The sequence below is a fragment of the Streptomyces sp. NBC_00234 genome (assembly GCF_036195325.1).
In the GTDB taxonomy this organism is placed as follows: Bacteria; Actinomycetota; Actinomycetes; order Streptomycetales; family Streptomycetaceae; genus Streptomyces.
In genome coordinates this window covers 1,169,879-1,187,452 of record NZ_CP108101.1, presented here as the reverse complement: position 1 = coordinate 1,187,452, position 17,574 = coordinate 1,169,879, and the positions used below count along the sequence as shown (strand labels likewise).

15 protein-coding genes and 2 pseudogenes are annotated in these 17,574 nt (G+C 71.6%); 5 read left to right on the top strand and 12 right to left on the bottom strand.

Going from position 1 to position 17,574, the window contains the following annotated elements; all coding sequences use genetic code 11:
- The first annotated feature begins 12 nt into the window (after nt 1-12).
- Nucleotides 13-657, top strand: a complete 645-nt coding sequence (locus OG230_RS04980) for a sigma-70 family RNA polymerase sigma factor (protein ID WP_328908907.1) — start codon at nt 13-15, stop codon at nt 655-657.
- Here the strand turns inward: OG230_RS04980 and OG230_RS04975 are convergent.
- The 7 genes from OG230_RS04975 to OG230_RS04945 form a co-directional block, all read right to left on the bottom strand.
- Nucleotides 646-1,872, bottom strand: a complete 1,227-nt coding sequence (locus tag OG230_RS04975; RefSeq protein WP_328908906.1) for an MFS transporter — start codon at nt 1,870-1,872, stop codon at nt 646-648. The genes OG230_RS04980 and OG230_RS04975 overlap by 12 nt on opposite strands.
- The gene (locus tag OG230_RS04970; protein ID WP_328908905.1) at nt 1,862-3,085 is read right to left on the bottom strand and encodes an ATP-grasp domain-containing protein; all 1,224 of its coding nucleotides are present in this window, start codon (nt 3,083-3,085) and stop codon (nt 1,862-1,864) included. Before OG230_RS04970 ends, OG230_RS04975 begins: the two co-directional genes overlap by 11 nt.
- The gene (locus OG230_RS04965) at nt 3,082-4,200 is read right to left on the bottom strand and encodes a pyridoxal-phosphate dependent enzyme (protein ID WP_328908904.1); all 1,119 of its coding nucleotides are present in this window, start codon (nt 4,198-4,200) and stop codon (nt 3,082-3,084) included. Before OG230_RS04965 ends, OG230_RS04970 begins: the two co-directional genes overlap by 4 nt.
- Entirely contained in the window at nt 4,197-4,937 is a 741-nt protein-coding gene (locus tag OG230_RS04960; RefSeq protein WP_328908903.1) for a class I SAM-dependent methyltransferase, read from the bottom strand. The genes OG230_RS04965 and OG230_RS04960 overlap by 4 nt, the downstream gene beginning before the upstream one ends.
- Nucleotides 4,938-5,094: 157 nt before the next feature.
- Nucleotides 5,095-7,035: an ABC transporter permease gene (locus OG230_RS04955; protein WP_328908902.1), complete on the bottom strand. Its 1,941-nt coding sequence runs from the start codon at nt 7,033-7,035 to the stop codon at nt 5,095-5,097.
- Between the two features lie 78 nt (nt 7,036-7,113).
- Complete coding sequence (modA, locus tag OG230_RS04950) at nt 7,114-7,899, bottom strand: molybdate ABC transporter substrate-binding protein (RefSeq protein WP_328908901.1); 786 nt, start codon at nt 7,897-7,899, stop codon at nt 7,114-7,116.
- 52 nt (nt 7,900-7,951) lie between these two features.
- A complete protein-coding gene (locus tag OG230_RS04945) occupies nt 7,952-8,347 on the bottom strand; it encodes a TOBE domain-containing protein (protein WP_328908900.1) in 396 nt (131 codons plus the stop codon).
- A gap of 239 nt (nt 8,348-8,586) precedes the next feature.
- Between OG230_RS04945 and arfA the strand changes: the two genes are divergently transcribed.
- The gene (gene arfA / locus OG230_RS04940) at nt 8,587-10,104 is read left to right on the top strand and encodes an arabinosylfuranosidase ArfA (protein ID WP_328908899.1); all 1,518 of its coding nucleotides are present in this window, start codon (nt 8,587-8,589) and stop codon (nt 10,102-10,104) included.
- A 45-nt stretch (nt 10,105-10,149) separates the two neighbouring features.
- Here the strand turns inward: arfA and OG230_RS04935 are convergent, their stop codons facing one another.
- The gene (locus OG230_RS04935; protein WP_328908898.1) at nt 10,150-11,415 is read right to left on the bottom strand and encodes an FAD-binding protein; all 1,266 of its coding nucleotides are present in this window, start codon (nt 11,413-11,415) and stop codon (nt 10,150-10,152) included.
- A gap of 89 nt (nt 11,416-11,504) precedes the next feature.
- Between OG230_RS04935 and OG230_RS04930 the strand changes: the two genes are divergently transcribed.
- Nucleotides 11,505-12,119: a flavin reductase family protein gene (locus OG230_RS04930; RefSeq protein WP_328908897.1), complete on the top strand. Its 615-nt coding sequence runs from the start codon at nt 11,505-11,507 to the stop codon at nt 12,117-12,119.
- Here OG230_RS04930 and OG230_RS04925 read toward each other — a convergent pair.
- Together OG230_RS04925 and OG230_RS04920 are read right to left on the bottom strand one after the other, a co-directional pair.
- Nucleotides 12,116-12,247, bottom strand: a pseudogene (locus OG230_RS04925) (undecaprenyl-diphosphatase); the annotation flags it as partial. The gene OG230_RS04930 and the pseudogene OG230_RS04925 sit on opposite strands and share 4 nt — an antisense overlap.
- A 659-nt stretch (nt 12,248-12,906) precedes the next feature.
- Nucleotides 12,907-13,161: a hypothetical protein gene (locus OG230_RS04920; protein WP_328908896.1), complete on the bottom strand. Its 255-nt coding sequence runs from the start codon at nt 13,159-13,161 to the stop codon at nt 12,907-12,909.
- 201 nt (nt 13,162-13,362) lie between these two features.
- Between OG230_RS04920 and OG230_RS04915 the strand changes: the two are divergent.
- Nucleotides 13,363-13,731, top strand: a pseudogene (locus OG230_RS04915) (transcriptional regulator); the annotation flags it as partial.
- 483 nt (nt 13,732-14,214) lie between these two features.
- Here the strand turns inward: OG230_RS04915 and OG230_RS04910 are convergent.
- Both OG230_RS04910 and OG230_RS04905 read right to left on the bottom strand, forming a co-directional pair.
- Nucleotides 14,215-15,090: an undecaprenyl-diphosphate phosphatase gene (locus OG230_RS04910; protein ID WP_328908895.1), complete on the bottom strand. Its 876-nt coding sequence runs from the start codon at nt 15,088-15,090 to the stop codon at nt 14,215-14,217.
- Nucleotides 15,091-15,281: 191 nt separating this feature from the next.
- Entirely contained in the window at nt 15,282-15,992 is a 711-nt protein-coding gene (locus tag OG230_RS04905) for a TVP38/TMEM64 family protein (protein WP_328908894.1), read from the bottom strand.
- A 361-nt stretch (nt 15,993-16,353) separates the two neighbouring features.
- Here OG230_RS04905 and tuf point away from each other — a divergent pair, with 361 nt between their 5' ends.
- On the top strand, nt 16,354-17,529 hold the full coding sequence (gene tuf, locus OG230_RS04900) for an elongation factor Tu (RefSeq protein ID WP_328908893.1): 1,176 nt from the start codon (nt 16,354-16,356) through the stop codon (nt 17,527-17,529).
- The last annotated feature ends 45 nt before the right edge of the window (nt 17,530-17,574 follow it).

Below are 17,574 nucleotides of genomic sequence, written 5' to 3'. Positions count from 1 at the left end.
GGACGTGCTGTGATGACCCCTGCCCCGACGCTCTCCCCTGCCCGGCCGGCCTCCGCCGGGCCGTCTTCCGCGCGGCGGAGCGACTTAGAGATCACCGGCTGGGCGCTGGCCGCCGGCTGCGGTGACCGTGAGGCGGCCGAGCGCTTCGTCCGGGCGACCTATGACGACGTACGCCGCTTCGTCGCGTACCTCGGTGCCGACGGGCCGGGCGCCGAGGACCTGGCCCAGGAGACCTATCTGCGGGCCATGACGGGCCTGGCCGGCTTCGCGGGACGTTCCTGTGCCCGCACCTGGCTGCTGGCCATCGCCCGGCGCGTCGTCATCGACTGCTACCGCACGGCCTCGGTCCGGCCGCGGATCGCCGACACGGCGGACTGGCAGGCCGCGGCCGAACGTGCCCAGCCACGCCATGTGCCGGGATTCGACGAGACGGTGGCGCTCTTCGACGCGTTGCGGAGCATCGACCCCGCGCGGCGCCAGGCATTCGTCCTCACCCAGCTCCTGGGGATGTCCTACGAGGAGACCGCGGACACCGCGGGCTGCCCGATCGGCACGGTGCGCTCCCGTGTAGCGCGCGCCCGGCGCGATCTCGCCGCGGCGTGGAGCACGGAACCGGCGGCGCCCCTCGGCCCGTCCGGACACGACCTAGTGCCGTGACCCGGCGGGCTTGATTCCCGGGCGTCGGAAGGGTCCTGGACCAGGACCCTTCCGACGCCGGTGGAGACACACGGGCAGGATCAGTGCCTGGAGGCAGACCGCCGCCCAGAACCCCCGTGCGGAGCCCGCCGCATCCGCCGCCGCGTACAACTGGCCCCCGACGATCCCGCTCCCGAACGCGCCGATTCCCGCCGCCAGCCGCTGCCTTCCGAAGATCGTGGCGGGGGGTGCGGACGAACGGGCCAGCGCCTCCAGGTCGTTCTTCAGGAAGAGCACTATCTCGCCCAGGCACATCAGCACCGCACCGGCACCGATGCCCACGTACCCCCCGACGCCGATGACCGCCGTCCCGGCGGCCATGGATCCGAACCCCACCCGCATCGCCGTCCGGTGGCTCAGCGCGGCGATCCGCCCCGACAGCAGGGGCTGGGCGATCACCAGGAGGCCCGCGTACCCCATCAGCACCGCCCCGTAGAAGGCGGCCGAGGTGCGAGGCACCGCGTACAGGGCCAGGTAGTGCTGGAAGAACATGAAGACGTACACGGCGAGGACGGTCGCCGCGAAGGGAGAGGGGCCCGTCCCTCCGCCCGGGGATGCCCCGTTCCCGGTGGGAGCGGAAGCCGTTCCCGGTCCGGAACCGGCCGGCGGCAGCAGGGCATGGCCCGCGCCGACGAGGGCGAACAGCGCGGCGACGCAGGAGAACAGCACGGCCGGTGAACCCAGGACGAACGGCGCCGCCGCCGGCGGCCCGAGGGCCATGCCCGCGTTGAACGCCGAGTTTCCGGCCGACAGCACGCGGGGCCGTTCCGCCTCCGTGGCGCCCTCCACCAAGTACGCCTTGTTGGCCGGCAGATAGAGCGCGGCCCCGCACGACACCAGCGCCAGCGCACCGACCGCGAGGACAGGGCTCCGCAGCCCCGGTACGAACGTCGCGAACCCCGCCGTGCGCAGTGCGAGCGCCACCAGCATCGTCGCCCGCAGACCGATCCGGCCCGCCACGGCCCCCGCCGCCACACCTCCGGAGAACTGCACCAACGAGGCGACGGCGAGCACGAATCCGACCGTGCCGAGCCCCAGCCCGAGCCGCTGGTGCAGCAGCACCGACATGTACGGCAGGACCGCGAAGCTGCCGAGGGTGATCAGGAACGAGCCGGCCAGCAGGAATGCCTGCGGGCCCGTGACCCGCTTCCCGGCGGCCGTGGCCTCACGGCCCACCGGTGACGACCGGCCGCACCCAGGTGGCCGCGCTCCACGCCCGGTGCTGCGCCAGCTCCGCCGTCTCGGCCTCCGCCAGCACGATGCCCGTGCAGCCCCGCTGGTCGCCGACGTCCGGCAGGGCGTCGCCCGGTTCCTTCGTGGGATACCAGCGCACCGAGCCGGGGAAGGACGCCAGTTCGTCCAGGCCGAGCCAGCCCTTCAGGACACCCGGATGGTCCGCGTGGACCAGGACGAAGCCGAACGCCGGTCCGCCCGAGCCGAGCGGGGCGTCCATCAGCCGGGGACGCCGGCCGAGCGCCTCCTCCATCATGGCCGCGTACACGTTCGTCCCGAGGGAGCGGCACAGGACCTCTCCCACGAGCGCCCCGCCGATCCGGCGGTTGATCTCGACGAGCTCGGGGCCCTCGGCCGTCAGGACGAACTCCACGTGGGCGAAGCCGCTCCGGTGTCCCGCCGCGAGCAGGATCCGGCCGACCCACTCCTCGATACCGCGCCGCTCGGGGTCCGGCAGCGCGACCGGGAAGGCGGCGGCCTCCTCCCGTACCGCCGGCTGCCGCGAGGTCTGGCGGCTCAGGACACCGAGCAGCCGTGTGGCGCCGTCCCAGCTGATCGTCTCCGCGCTGTACAGCGGGCCGGCCAGGAAGCCCTCCGCGAACAGCCCGCCCATGAGCGGCCGTTGCCCCGCCTCGTCGAGGGCGCCGCGCAGCGCCTCCCGGTCGTGGACGATCCATACGTTGCGTGAGGAGGTGCCCGCCGAGTCCTTCAGCACCGCGGGCAGACCCACCTCGCGCAGGACGTCCCCGGCCGCGGCGGCGCCCGGCACGATGTGCACGGCGGCGCTGCGGCTCAGACCCCGGCTGTGCAGCAGACCGCGCACCCGGGACTTGTCGCGCAGCAGCCGCACCGCTGCCGGGTCCGGCCCCGGCAGGCCGAATTCCGCCGCGAGGTCGGCCGCCGGCACGCTCCAGGTGTCGGTGGTGTTGATCAGCCCGGCCAGACCGGGCACGGCGGACAGCGCGCTCCGGACCGCGGCCGGGTCGTTCGTGTCGACGTCGACGACGGTCAGCGCTTCCTGAGGGAGGGTGTCCAGCTCGTGCCGGTACACCGACCTGTCGCGGGTGAGCAGACACAGCCGGTGTCCGGCCTCCGCGGCGGCCGAGGCCATGCGGCCCAGGCCGAAGGAGAGAGATTCGAGTGCGGCGATGGTCATGGCGTCAGCTCCACGGACGGTACGGGACCGGGGAGGCTCTCCCCGGCACAGCGGGCGCCGGCCGGAGCGGCGCGGTGGGCCCACTCCATCACCGACCAGGGCGGGCGCAGTTCGGTGAGTGCCCCGATGGTCAGGGGCCGGAGGGCCGCCATGTCCTGGGCCTCGGCGTGCCGGGCGAAGACCCGCTCCGCGTAGCGGTGGCCGGTGTCGGCGCCGAGGACGAGATGGATGCGCCCGGGGTCCCGGGCGGCCTCCCACGAGGCGACGAGATGCGCCGCCCCGGTGGACAGTCCCGCGAACACCGCGTGCTGCCGCAGCAGTCCGACCGCGCCGGCCATCGCATGCCGGAAGTCCAGCCAGTGCACCGTGTCGTACAACTCGTGGCGCACGTTCCGGAAGGGGATGGAGCTGCCGATCCCGGCGATGATCGCGTCCGGGTCGCTGAACTGCTCGCTGCCGAAGGTGACGCTGCCGAACGGCTGGACACCCACCAGGCGCACCGACCGCCCGGACGCCCGCAGGGCCTGGGCGAGACCTCCCGTGGAGGCCCCCGTGCCCACGGCACCCACGACGGTCACCGGCCCTTCGGGCAGCGCCCCGGAGACGAGGTCGGCGCACTCCCGGTACCCCTCGTAGTGGACGGCGTCGTGGTACTGCCGCATCCAGTGGAAGTCGGGCCGGTCGGCGAGGAGCCGGCGCACGTGGCGCACCCGGCGCTCCTGGTCGAGGAGAAGGCTCTGCGAAGGAGGCATCTGGTCGACCGTGGCGCCCAGGATCTCCAGTTGGGCGCGCATCACCGAGTCGACCGTCGTGGACGCGACGATGTGGCAGCGCAGCCCGTAGCGGTGGCAGGCCATCGCGAGGGCGAGTGCGTAGATGCCGCTCGAACTGTCGATCAGGGTCTGGCCGGGGACGATCCGTCCCCGCCGCAGCAGCGAACGGACGGCGCCGAGCGCCGCGTAGACCTTCATCGTCTCGAAGCGGGCCAGCACGACGTCGCCGTCCAGCCTGACCAGGTCGGGGGCCTTGATGGCGTCGGTGATGTGCTCGTGGACGGTCCCCGGCCCGGTAAGCGCGTCCGCCGCGGAAGTGCTCGCCTCCGCACGGGGGTTCACTTGCGCCGCCCGCGGACGATCAGCCGCTCGGACCGGTGGTCGTAACCCGATCCGTCGAAGCCGCCGAAGCACTCGACATCGGTGAATCCGGCGCTCTCGAAGAGCGCGTGCAGTTCGGCGGCGCTGTAGAGCCAGGACGTCAGCGAGGCCGTACGCGCCGAAGTGCCTTTCACCAGCGTCCAGTCGGTCCGCAACCGCCGCCAGCTGTCGAGCACGGTGTCCCGCTGGACGACGTACGAACCGTCGGGCAGGTCCACGGCCTGCGGGCGTCCGATCCAGCCCGCCAGCACCTCCTTGCCCATGACGTCCGCCAGGAGCTGGCCGCCGGGGGCGAGGCTCTCCCACGCGTTGCGCAGGACCCGCAGATTGTCCTCGGGATCCTCGAAGTACCCGAAGGACGTGAAGACGTTGAGCACCACGTCGAACGCGCCCGGCGCCGTGTACGTCAGCATGTCCGCCCGCTCCAGGCGCACTTCGGCTCCCGCCTGCTCGCAGGCGTTCCCCGCGCGCTCCAGCATCGACGGCGAGAGGTCGACGCCGGTGACGGCGTACCCGCGACGGGCCAGCGGCACCAGGAACAGCCCCGGACCGCAGCACAGATCGAGCACCCGGCTGCCCGGTGGGAAGTCCAGCAGGGGCGACGACTCCACCAGAGCGGCCGTCGCCGCCGTGCGGCCTGCGGAGAACATCGTGGGCGCGAAGTCGGACCACAGGGAGTCGTCCTCGTACCAGTGCATGCCTGTCGGCCTCCTCCTGGGCCGCATGGGCCCCTGATACCGCTCGTGTCACTGTGCTTCGTCCCAGTAGTCGGAGGAATCCGGCACCTGGTTCCCGGAGTTCGCGACGGAGGGGAAAGCGGGGGAGGCGGCGTGAGCGGCACAGGCCCCGGCGGTGTCAGTGGCGGACGAGCCGTACCTCGGTGGCCTTGATGCCGGCGAACACGGCGCTTCCCTCGTGGAGGCCCAGTTCGGCGGCGGACGCCGGGGTGATCTCCGCGACGAGTCCGGGCGCCCCCTCGCAGTCGACGAGGATCCGCAGGCGGCTGCCGAGCGCGGTGATCTCGCGGACGGTGCCGGCGTAGACGTTGCGGGGGCTGCCCTCCGGGCGGTTCCGGTGGAGGGCCACCGCTTCGGGGGCGATCACGGCGAGGGCGTCGGTGCCGGGCGCGACGGGTTCCGCGGCCACGAGGTGGGCTCCGGTGCTCAGTGCGAGCCCGTCGGAGGTGGCGGTTCCCGTCCAGGCGTTGCTGCCGAGCATGCGGGCGACCCAGGGCGAGCGCGGGTGGCGGGTGACCTCGGCCGGCGGGGCGTCCTGGACCGTCCGGCCGTCCTCCAGCACCAGGACCCGGTCGGCCAGCGCTACCGCCTCGACCGGATCGTGCGTGACGATCAGGCAGACCCCGGCGAAGCCGTCGAGGTGGGCGCGCAGGGTGTGGCGCACCTGGGCGCGGGTGGTCTGGTCGAGGGCCGCGAGAGGTTCGTCCAGCAGCAGCAGACGGGGCCGGGCGGCGAGACCGCGTGCCAGGGCGACGCGGCCCGCCTGACCGCCGGAGAGCTGGGCCGGCCTGCGGTGGGCGAGGTGGCCCACGCCCAGCCGGTCGAGCCACCGCTGCGCCTCGCGCCGTGCCGCGGCCCGGGGGACGCCGTGTGCGCGGAGCCCGTACGCCGTGTTGGTCAGGGCGCTGAGGTGGGGAAAGAGCGCGCCGTCCTGGGGGACCCAGGCGACGCCCCGGCGGTGCGGTGGCAGGTCGGTGACGTCGGTTCCGCCGAGGCGGAGTTCGGCATGGGCCCTGGGGGTGAGGCCGAGAAGGGCGCGCAGGAGGGTGGTCTTGCCGGCCCCGTTCGGACCGACGACGGCGATGGTGGTGCCGGGTTCGGCGTCCAGCGTCAGCCGGTCGAACCCGGTGACCACCGCGTGAAGCGGCCACCGCTGCCCGGGAACCGCCTGTTCGTCGGGTACGGCGGCCGGCGGCACCGCCGGGGTCCGTGCGGGGTCGTCGGCCGGGACACGGGACTCACGGACGCGGCCTCCCACTCCGCCCGTCCAGCGGCCCCGCAGCGCGACGAGGACGGCCATGGCGATCGCCAGCAGGAGCAGGGAGACGGACGTCGCGGCTTCGGGGGAGTCCTGGAGCAGCAGATAGACCTGAAGCGGCAGGGTCTGGGTGGTACCCGGGAGGTTTCCCGCGAAGGTGATGGTCGCACCGAACTCCCCGAGGGCCCGCGCCCAGGTCAGCGCGGCTCCCGCGGCGAGGCCGGGAGCGACCATCGGCAGGGTGACGGTCCCGAAGACCCGCAGGGGCGACGCCCCCAGGGAGCCCGCGGTCTCCTCGTAACTGGGACGCAGCCCGGCGAGGGCGCCTTCGAGGCTGATGACGAGGAACGGCATCGCGACGAACGTGGCGGCGAGCACCGCGCCCGAGGTGTGGAACGGCAGCGTGATGCCGAAGGTGTCCTCCAGCCAGGGCCCGAGCAGCCCGCGCCGCCCGAAGGCGAGCAGCAGCGCCACGCCTCCGACCGTGGGCGGCAGCACCATCGGCAGCAGCACGAGCGAACGGACCAGTGCCTTGCCGGGAAAGTCGACGCGGGCCAGGAGCCAGGCCAGTGGCACACCGAGGACGAGGGAGAGCCCCAGCGCCCAGAACGAGACGAGCAGCGAGAGTTTCAGCGCCTCGGTGACGCCTGGGCTCGTCAGATGGGTGCTCAGGTCGCTCCAGGACGTACGCGCCAGGATGCCGACCAGCGGCATGAGGAGGAACGCGATCGCGAGCAGCGCGGGCACGGCCAGCGCCATGGGAGTACGGGGGCCGGCGGTACGGCGGCGAAGGCGGCTCATCGGCGCTTCCTGAACGGGGACGTGGACCGGGGGAACGACCGGGGACGGACGCGGCCCCCCCGGTCGGGAGCCGCGCGGTTACGGCTTCTGGAACCCCGCGTCCTGAAGGATCTTCTGCGCTTCGGGGCCGCCGAGCCACCTCACGAACGCCGTGGCGGCCTCCGCGTTCTCCGACTGCCGCAGGGTGGCGGCCGGGTAGGAGGCGACGGCGTTCTGTCCGTCGGGGATGTCCACCGCGTCGACCCGGTCCACGTCCGACGCGGCGTCCGTCCGGTAGACGAGGCCCGCGTCCGCCTCGCCGAGCGCGACCTTGCTGAGGACCGCGCGGACGTCCGTCTCCTGCGAGACCGGCTTCACGGTGAGCTTCTGGGCGTCCAGGATCTGCTTGCTGTACCGGCCCACGGGGACCTCCGGTGCGGCGAGAACCACCTTCAGCCGGCTGTCGGTCAGGTCCGCCAGGCCCTTGATCCCTTCCGGGTTGCCCTCACCGGTGGCGATGACCAGGCGGTTCTTCGCGATCACGGTGGGCGTGCCCGTCTCGGATTCCAGCCCGGCCATGGTCTTCGTGTCGGCGGTGACCAGCGCGTCCGCCGGGGCGCCCTGCTCGACCTGGGCGGCGAGCTCCTGGGAGCCGGCGAAGGAGAACGTCACGTTCGTGCCGGGGTGCTCCTTCTCGTACGCCGCGCCCGCCGTGGCGAACACGTCGGTGAGGGAGGCCGCGGCGAGGACCGTGAGCCGGGTGTCCGGCGCGCCGGAAGCGCCGTCCTCGCTGCCGCCGTCGCTTCCGCAGGCCGCGAGCGGTACGAGCACGGCGGCGGTCAGCACGCCGGCGGCGATACGACGTCCGGAGAACGTGGGGGGCATGGGCGGGAGCCTCCTTGGGAACGTGTCGGGCGGCCGGTCGCGGCCGGCCGGGTCAGGTGCGGTCGATGTGCACGTTGGTCGACTTCACGCGGGCGGTGGCCCGCATGCCGACGGCCAGGCCGAGTTCCTCGACCGCCTCGCGCGTCAGGAGCGAGACGATCCGGTGCGGCCCGGCCTGGATCTCGACCTGGGCCGCGACATCGCCGAGTTTGACCGCGGTGACGATCCCCGGGAAGGCGTTGCGTGCGGAGGTGAAGGAGGGGTCGTCCTCCTCGCTCCCGGGACGGCCGACCTCGACGGCGAGGGCCGCGAGGTCCCGTCCGTCGACGAGACGGCGCCCGGCCTCGTCCCGGTGGGTGGCCACCCGTCCCGCGTCGGCCCAGCGCCGGGCGGTGTCGGGACTGACGCCGAGCAGGCGGGCCGCCTGGCCGATTGTGTAGGACTGCATGTGCGACAAGATATTCGGGTGCGTCTTGCATCTGCAAGGTAGGTCGCGGATATCTGGAGCATATGCGGAACCACTTGGAGGATGATCCGAAAGGGAGTCGCCGCCCACGGCTCCGATGGCCGTCCGGGGGAAGTCCGCAGGGGTCATTGACGCGGATGATGTTCGATTCTACGGTCCCGTTCGAGGTAACGAGCAGCATTCGGTATATCGAACAACCGCAGCTACCGATCGAGGGACCCATGACCCGTTCCGCCCGCTTCACCCTGCACCCCGACTTCGCCGTCGGCGACGTGGACCCCCGGCTCTTCGGCTCCTTCGTCGAGCACCTGGGCCGCTGTGTCTACACCGGGATCCACGAGCCCGGACACCCCTCGGCCGACGAGGCGGGCCTCCGTACGGACGTCCTCGCCCTGATCCGCGAGCTCGGGGTGACGGCGGTGCGCTATCCCGGCGGCAACTTCGTCTCCGGCTACAAGTGGGAGGACTCCGTCGGCCCGGTGGAGGAGCGACCGCGCCGGCTCGACCTGGCCTGGCGCTCCACGGAGACCAACCGCTTCGGGCTCGCCGAGTTCATGGACTTCCTCGGGAAGGCAGGCCCGCAGGCCCAGCCGATGATGGCCGTCAACCTCGGCACACGCGGAGTCGCCGAGGCGCTGGAGCTCCAGGAGTACGCCAACCACCCCGGGGGAACGGCCCTTTCCGACCTGCGCGCCGCCCACGGTGACAAGGACCCGTACGGAATCCGGCTGTGGTGTCTGGGCAACGAGGTGGACGGCCCCTGGCAGACCGGTCACAAGACCGCCCAGGAGTACGGTCGTCTGGCCGCCGAGACCGCCCGGGCGATGCGGCAGATCGACCCCACCGTCGAACTCGTCGCCTGCGGCTCCTCCCACCAGTCGATGGAGACCTTCGCCGCGTGGGAGGCCACGGTCCTCGCCGAGACGTACGACCTCGTCGACTACGTGTCGCTGCACGCCTATTACGAGGAGATCGACGGCGACCGCGACTCCTTCCTGGCATCCGCCGTCGACATGGAATCGTTCATCGAGAACGTCGTCGCCACCTGCGACCACGTGGGCGCCCGGCTGAAGTCCACGAAGAAGATCAACCTCTCCTTCGACGAGTGGAACGTCTGGTACATGTCCAGGCCCCGTCCCGACGCCGGGGAGGACGCCGCCGACTGGCCCGAGGCGCCCCGGCTCCTGGAGGACAACTACTCCGTCACGGACGCCGTCGTCGTCGGCTCCCTGCTCATCGCCCTGCTGCGCCACGCGGACCGGGTGTCCGTCGCCTGCCTCGCCCAGCTCGTCAACGTCATCGCGCCGATCCTGGCGGAGCCCGGCGGCCCGGCGTGGAAGCAGACCACGTTCTTCCCCTTCGCGCAGACCTCGCGGTACGGACGCGGACGCGTCCTCGACGTACGCGTGGACTCACCGACGTACGAGACACGGAAGTTCGGCGAGGTGGACCTGCTGCACGCCACGGCCGTGCACGGCGAGGACGGCACCGTCACCGTGTTCGCGGTCAACCGCGGCCGGAGCGAACCGCTGCCGCTCGACGTCGCCCTGTACGACCTCGGCGTCACCGAGGTCGTCGAGCACACCGCGCTCTGCGACGCGGACCCGGAGGCCCGCAACACCCTCGACGACCAGGAGCGCGTGGTCCCGCACACCGTCGACGGCACCACACTCACCGACGGCCGGCTCCACGCCGTCCTCGAACCGCTGTCCTGGAACGTCATCCGGCTCGGCCGCTGACGCGTGCCATGACCGGACCGTGACGGCCCGGACGACCCCGGGCCGTCACCCGCCGTACAGCACGTCCCGCAGGAAGCCGTTCGTGAACGTGGCCGCCGGATCCAGCTCCCGTACCAGCGCCTCGAAGTCGGCCATCCGCGGATAGCGCTCCCGGAGTCGCTCGGGAGGCACGGTGAAGACCTTCCCCCAGTGCGGGCGCGGGGCGAACGGAGCGAGGCGTTCCTCCAGCAGGGCGAGCACGGGCAGGACGTCCGCGGTCTCGGGCACCCAGGTGAAATGCAGGCCGACCGTGTCCCGCCCGTGGGCGGGACTCAGCCACTGCTCGTCCCCGGACATCGTCCGCACCTCGCAGACCTGGAGCACGGGCGCGATGCTCTCCCGCATTCCGTCCAGCACGGTCAGCGCCGCCACGGCGTCCGCGCGGGCCACGAGGTACTCGGACTGGAGCTCCGCGCCGCTGCTGGGCGTGAACTCCGCACGGAAGTGGGGCAGCCGCTCGTGCGCGGGACCGGGCACGCCCAGCTGCGGCGTGCAGTTGGCCGTCGGCATACCGGGCACCGGGTGGAGCTGTTCCACGGCGGGCGCCGCCCACGGGAACGCGGGCCGCGGCTCGTCGGCGCGGCACTTGAGCCACACCTGGCCGAAGGACGACTCCCGCCACCGGGTGAACAGGCTCACGCTGTACCCGGCCGACGTGATCGCGTCGAAGTGCGCCAGGGCGTCGGACAGTTCCAGGCCCGTGTGGACGTACTGCCGCACGTCGAAACCGGGCACCAGGTCCAGGGTCAGCGAGGTCACCGCACCGAGCGCGCCCAGCGCGACGACCGCCCCGCCGAAGCGGGCGCCGTCCTTGTCGCGGCCTAGTGTCAGCAGCTCGCCGTCGGAGGTGACCAGTTCCACCTCCCGGACTGCCGTCGCCAGCGCCCCGTTCGCGTCGCCCGAACCATGCGTACCTGTGGAGACCGAACCGGCGACGGAGATGTGCGGCAACGAGGCCATGTTGTGCAGCGCCAGACCCCGCTCGTGCACCCGCCGGGCCAGCTCGGCGTAGCGCACCCCGCCCGCCACCCGCACGGTGCGGGCGGCGGTGTCGACGTCGACGGCCGGCGGCAGCCCGGCCAGTGAGACGAGCACGTCGTCGCTGTCGGCGATCGTGTTGAACGAGTGCCCGCTGCCCAGCACCCGCACGTGCCGCCCGTCCGCCACGACGCGCCGCAGCTCGTCCAGGGAGGCGGGCCGCGTCACCTCGCCGGCCGTGAAGCCGATGTTCCCCGCCCAGTTCGTCACGGTCCGCAGGTCGTCCGTCGTCATCGCGCCTCTCCCCAGCCCTTGTCCCACTGCGAACCGTACGGCCTCCGGCCCGGTGCGCCGAGGCCGCGGTCCGTCCGGATACTGGGTGCATGCGCATCGACTTCGATCCCGGGCAGACCGGCAGCGGCGCCTTCTACCGGCTCCTGACCTCCGTGGTCGTCCCACGGCCCATCGCCTGGGTGTCCACCCTCGGCCCCGACGGGGAAACGCCGAACCTCGCCCCGCACTCCTTCTTCACGATCGCCTGCGTGACGCCGCCGATCGTCCAGTTCACCTCGGTCGGGCGGAAGGACTCGCTGCGCAATATCGAGGCGACCGGGTCCTTCGTCGTGAACTTCGCGCCCGAGCACCTCTTCGAGCAGATCAACGCGACGGCGACGGACTTCCCGCGCGGCGTGAGCGAGTTCGAGGCCGTCGGCATCGAACCGGAACCCAGCCTCCGGGTCGGGCCGCCGAGGGTGGCCGGGTCGCCCGTGGCGCTCGAATGCGAACTCCACAGCACCGTCCTGCTCGGCGACTCCACCGTCGTCTTCGGCCGCGTCGTCCACGCCGTCGTGGACGAGGAGGTCATGACGGACGGCCACCCCGAGATCACGAAGCTGCGCCCCCTCACCCGGCTCGGCAGGAACGAGTGGGGCACCCTCGGCGGCGTACGGGAGATCGCCCGCGTCCCGTACGCCCAGTGGCGGGAGGACAGGCCCTAGCCTGCCGACTCACCCGCGTGGGGGCTCAGCACACCGGCCCCCACCAGCACGAACAGGAGGATGCCGAGCAGCACGCGGTAGATGACGAACGGCATGAAGCTCTTGGTAGTGATGAACTTCATGAACCAGTCGGTCAGTTGGGCCTCGCTGCGGCCGTGACCTGCTTCGTCATCCACCCTGCAAGATCCACTGGGAGAGGTTTGGGAGAACTGGGCTCCCAGCCCTGCTCCAACGTCCGCGCGAACTGCACCCATCGGACCTGCAACGACTCCGTGACGGCACGCTCCATCGCTGGGGTGACGTTGCTGTACGTCCCCTCGACGCCAGCAAGTCATGCCCCACCCGCGCCTCGACGGCGACGCGGCTGTGCCCGTCTCGGGGCCGGTAGCAGCACGGGTGCGAATCTGGCGCGCTCGCAGGCAGAGATGGGATTCCGACATCATCCGCGGCCTTGGGATGCCCGTCCCGCGGACAGCTCAGGACTGGGCCCGGAACCTCGTTGAACAGCGAGGATGGACCGAAGCGATCACCGAGATTCGCGAGGCGACGGGATATGGCCGACGCGACCCGAGATTCATCGCACTGGCCCTGATGTACGGCTGGAAGATACCGACTCCGATGCCAGGGAGACCCCGGCGCCGTCGATCACGCGGCCCCATCAACCCCGCAGATTGACCATCACGGAACTCCGGGCAGAGCCGTGATTTTGGCTCCGGCCGGAGTTTCATGAAGGGCCAGGTCGTCGGAGTGGAGGTGGCGGGGATCCAGCGGCCCCCTTAGTAGGCCGCTACCCAGCGGCCACAACCATGCCGGCCGTGACCTGAGGACGGTTGGGGAGCAGCGACGCGAGGTTGTCCCTTACGAAGTCCGCCGCCCGCTCGATCGACTCTTCGGCCCCGGACTGGTCTTCAAAGACGCTGGTAGAGACCATCACTCCGCCCCCGGCGTCCACCCAGTAGTAGGCCACGAAGCCGGGGACCCGGCGCAGGAGAGGCACGAATCCCTCATCCACTCGGTGTCCCGCCTCGGCAGAGTCGGTCACTCCTTCGTAACGTCGAATTACTGCGTACACAGCTGATCTCCTCACGGATCCCAAGGTCACCTTGCGCGAAGCGACCTACCCCCACCGAGCATCTTTCGCTCGGGGGACGCCCGGAAGTGACCCGTATAGGCGCACCGGTGATCCAACCCGGGGGTCTGCTGTGGCCAGGGCTGGGCGAACCGGGACATCACGGAAGTCCGGTCCAAGACTGGCGACGCCTCCGACGTCCACTGGCTGTCCTTCGGGCCGACGAACGTGGCGCTGCACCAGATGTCCGCCGCCGTGGAGATGCGCCAGTACGACGAAGCGCTCACCCAGGCCCAGCGCATCGATCTTTCACCTGCCCTAGCCACATCGCGGCGGGCGCACTTCCTCATCGACAAGGCCCGCTCCGAGATGGAGACCGGCCGCACCGAGGCGGCACTGACCAGCATTGTCGAGGCCCGGCACGCAGCCCCAGAGCAGACCCGCTACCACCCAGGGGCCCGCGAGACCGTCAAGGGGCTGGTCCACCTCTCTCGCCGCGCGCCGGACAGCCTCGGACACATGGCTGCCTGGATCGGCCTGTAGTCACGCTCACCCTCTGGGCTGCTAACGCTCACAGTTTTGTGAGCGTTAGCCCCCTCTCCGTCCGTCACGCTGGTCACGTACCTGATCAACGACGAGCCGGGGATCGCCATGACAGTGAGGGATTTACCACCGGTCAGTGACCTGACCGAGCAGCAGCAGCGCGGATGGCGCTGCGTCTGGTGCCGCACCCGTCTCAGCGTCGGCGCGGACGTCGACCTCGGCGAGCAGCGGGCGCGGCCGGCTAACGGTGCCGCCTACTCGTGGTTCCCGCGGGCGTGCTCGGACATGGTGTCTTGCTCGGCGCGCGAGGCGGAGGTGGCCAGATAATGATCTGCGCGCGATGCGACCGGGCAATTAGGGGTGACGCAGTCAGACTCGACCGCTCTGGGTCGATGAGCGGGGCCCGGCCGGATGAGTGGGCACACACGGGGGGCGACCCGGAGTGAGTTCCAGGCCAGAGGTATCCGCCTCTCGCGGGCCTTCTCAGCCCCCGGATTCACCCGCGTGGGGGCTCAGCACACCGGCCCCCACCAGCACGAACAGGAGGATGCCGAGCAGCACGCGGTAGATGACGAACGGCATGAAGCTCTTGGTCGTGATGAACTTCATGAACCACGAGATGACCGCGTAACCCACGCCGAAGGCGATGAACGTCGCGAAGATCGTCGGGCCCCAGGACACGTGGCCGCCGTCGCCCGCGTCCTTCAGCTCGAAGACGCCCGAGGCCAGCACGGCCGGAATCGCGAGCAGGAACGAATACCGGGCCGCCGCCTCACGGGTGTAGCCCATCAGCAGACCACCGCTGATCGTCGCCCCGGAACGGGACACACCCGGGATCAGCGCCATCGCCTGGCAGAAGCCGAAGATCAGGCCGTCCCGGATGCCCAGCTCCTTGAGCGTCTTGCGCTCCTTGACCGCGCGGTGCTTGCCGCCGGCCTCGTCGCGGGCGGCGAGACGGTCCGCGATGCCGAGGACGATGCCCATGACGATCAGCGTGGTCGCGATCAGACGCAGATCACGGAACGGGCCCTCGATCTGGTCCTTGAACGTCACACCCAGCACACCGATGGGGATCGATCCCACGATGACCAGCCAGCCCATCTGGGCGTCGTGGTCCCTGCGCATGGCGGAGTCTGTCAGCGAGCGGAACCAGGCCGAGACGATCCGGGAGATGTCCTTGCGGAAGTAGATGAGGACCGCCGTCTCCGTGCCGATCTGGGTGATGGCGGTGAACGCCGCACCCGGGTCGTGCCAGCCCGCGAAAGCGGCGGTGAGCCGCAGATGGGCGCTGGAGGAGATCGGCAGGAACTCGGTCAGTCCCTGAACGAGGCCCAGGACGAATGATTCGAACCAGCTCATGGGGCTAAGGCCATCCCGGAGGTGATCATGCATCGGCCGACGGACACGAAGGCCGTCGGCAGCGTGCGGATTGCGGTCATTGAGGGACGGGACGCCTGCGCCCCGGAGATCCTTTGTCGGTCGCGGGCAGCGTATCGCCTGTCGGTGAACGGGCTCCCGCCTGCCCCCTGCCGCCCGCCGGGATCAGGGGGTCACCCGGCGCCGAGCCGGTGGCGCTTGCGCCAGGCGACCAGGGCCGCGCCCGCCCCCGAGAGCACGATGAAACCCATCGCCGCCAGGAACGCCGGGGACGTGGGGGAGGCCGCCTCGCTGCCCGCGACGACGTACGCGGCCGTGTTCGGGATGGAGCCGAGTCCGGTGGCCAGGAGGAAGGGCGGATATCCCATCCGCGAGGTCGCCGCACAGTAGTTGGCCGCGGCGAACGGCACACCGGGGAAGAGCCGGAGCGCCAGCATGGAACGGAAGCCGTGCCTGCTGAGCAGACCGTCCGCGGCCTTCAGCCACCGGCCGCGCACCAGCGTACGGAGCGCGTCCTGCCCCAGCACCCGGCCCAGCATGAACGAGACACCCGCCCCGAGCACCGTGCCCGCCAGAGCCGCGGCCAGACCGGCCTGGGCTCCGAAGAGCGCGCCCGCCGCGAGGTTCAGCAGCGGACGGGGCACGAACGCCACGGTGCACACGCCGTACGCGAGGCCGAACACCATCGCCGCCGCGCCGCCCGTCAGCTCGGGTGGCCAGCCGGACGCGAGCAGCCGCTGCGGCTCGAGGAGAAGCATCGTCGCGGCGGCGGACACCAGCATCACCACGAGCAGCGACAGCCGGGACCACGGGGAGAGCAGCGCCTGCGTACAGCGCACTGCGAGACCGCCGGAGGGCCGGGCGGCGGGGACGGGGTCGAGCATCCGGGGAGAGTAACCGAAAGGCGTGTGTGATCGCCGTAATGTCCGTCGGGCCCACGAGCGGCGGGCGAACTGCCCTTCCCCGCCCGGCTGCCGCTCCGTCCGCCCGGCCGACGGGAAAACCGTTCGACGGGCGCACGCCGTTCGGCCATGATCAGGGGCATGTTCCGGTACGCCTTCCTCGCAGCGCAGTCCGCAGTCGCGGACGCGCCGAAGGCTGCCGTACCCACCGCGACGGCCGTGGCAGCGCCCCTCGGCGGCGCCCGAAGCTGACCCTCCCCCGACAGTCCGGCGGACCCCGTAAGGGGAGGGTCGGCGGGGCCCTGGGGTCTTCTCTCTCAGCTTCGAATCCAAGGAACGAGCCATGCCCAAGACGGCATACGTGCGCACCAAGCCGCACCTGAACATCGGCACCATGGGCCATGTCGACCACGGCAAGACCACCCTCACCGCAGCCATCACCAAGGTCCTCAGCGACCGCTCCGGCAGCAGCACCTCCTACGTCGCGTTCGACCGGATCGACCGGGCGCCCGAGGAGGCGCAGCGCGGCATCACCATCAACATCGCGCACGTCGAGTACGAGACGGACACCCGGCACTACGCCCACGTCGACATGCCCGGCCACGCCGACTACATCAAGAACATGGTCACCGGGGCGGCCCAGCTCGACGGGGCGATCCTCGTGGTCTCCGCGCTCGACGGGATCATGCCGCAGACCGCGGAGCACGTCCTGCTCGCCCGCCAGGTGGGCGTCGACCACATCGTCGTCGCCCTCAACAAGGCCGACGCGGGCGACCCCGAGCTGACCGACCTGGTCGAGCTGGAGGTCCGCGACCTGCTGTCCGCGCACGGCTACGGCGGTGACACCGTCCCCGTCGTCCGGGTGTCGGGACTGGGCGCACTGGAGGGCGACCCGCGCTGGACCGCGTCGATCGAGGGCCTGCTGGACGCCGTCGACACGTACGTACCGATGCCGGTGCGCTACACCGACGCGCCGTTCCTGCTGCCGGTGGAGAACGTGCTCACCATCACCGGCCGCGGCACCGTCGTCACCGGTGCCGTCGAGCGCGGAACGGTCCGCGTCGGCGACCGGGTGTCGGTGCTCGGGGCGGACATCGAGACGGTCGTCACGGGTCTGGAGACCTTCGGCAAGCCGATGGAGTCCGCGGAGGCCGGCGACAACGTCGCGCTGCTGCTGCGCGGAGTGGAGCGCGACCGGGTGCGCCGCGGCGATGTGGTGGCCGCGCCGGGCAGCGTCGTTCCGAGCCGCCGCTTCACCGCCCAGGTGTACGTCCTGTCGGGGCGCGAAGGGGGCCGCACCACCCCGGTCACCACCGGCTACCGGCCGCAGTTCTACATCCGTACCGCCGATGTCGTCGGAGACATCGACCTCGGGGACGCGGCGGTGGCGCGCCCGGGTGAGACGGTCACCATGACCGTCGAGCTCGGCCGCGACGTCCCGCTGGAGGCCGGTCTCGGCTTCGCGATCCGCGAAGGCGGCCGGACGGTCGGCGCCGGTACGGTCACCGGGCTGCTCTGACCGAGGGCGGATCCTCCTCCGGGCCCACCCGGGCCGGGAGGAGGA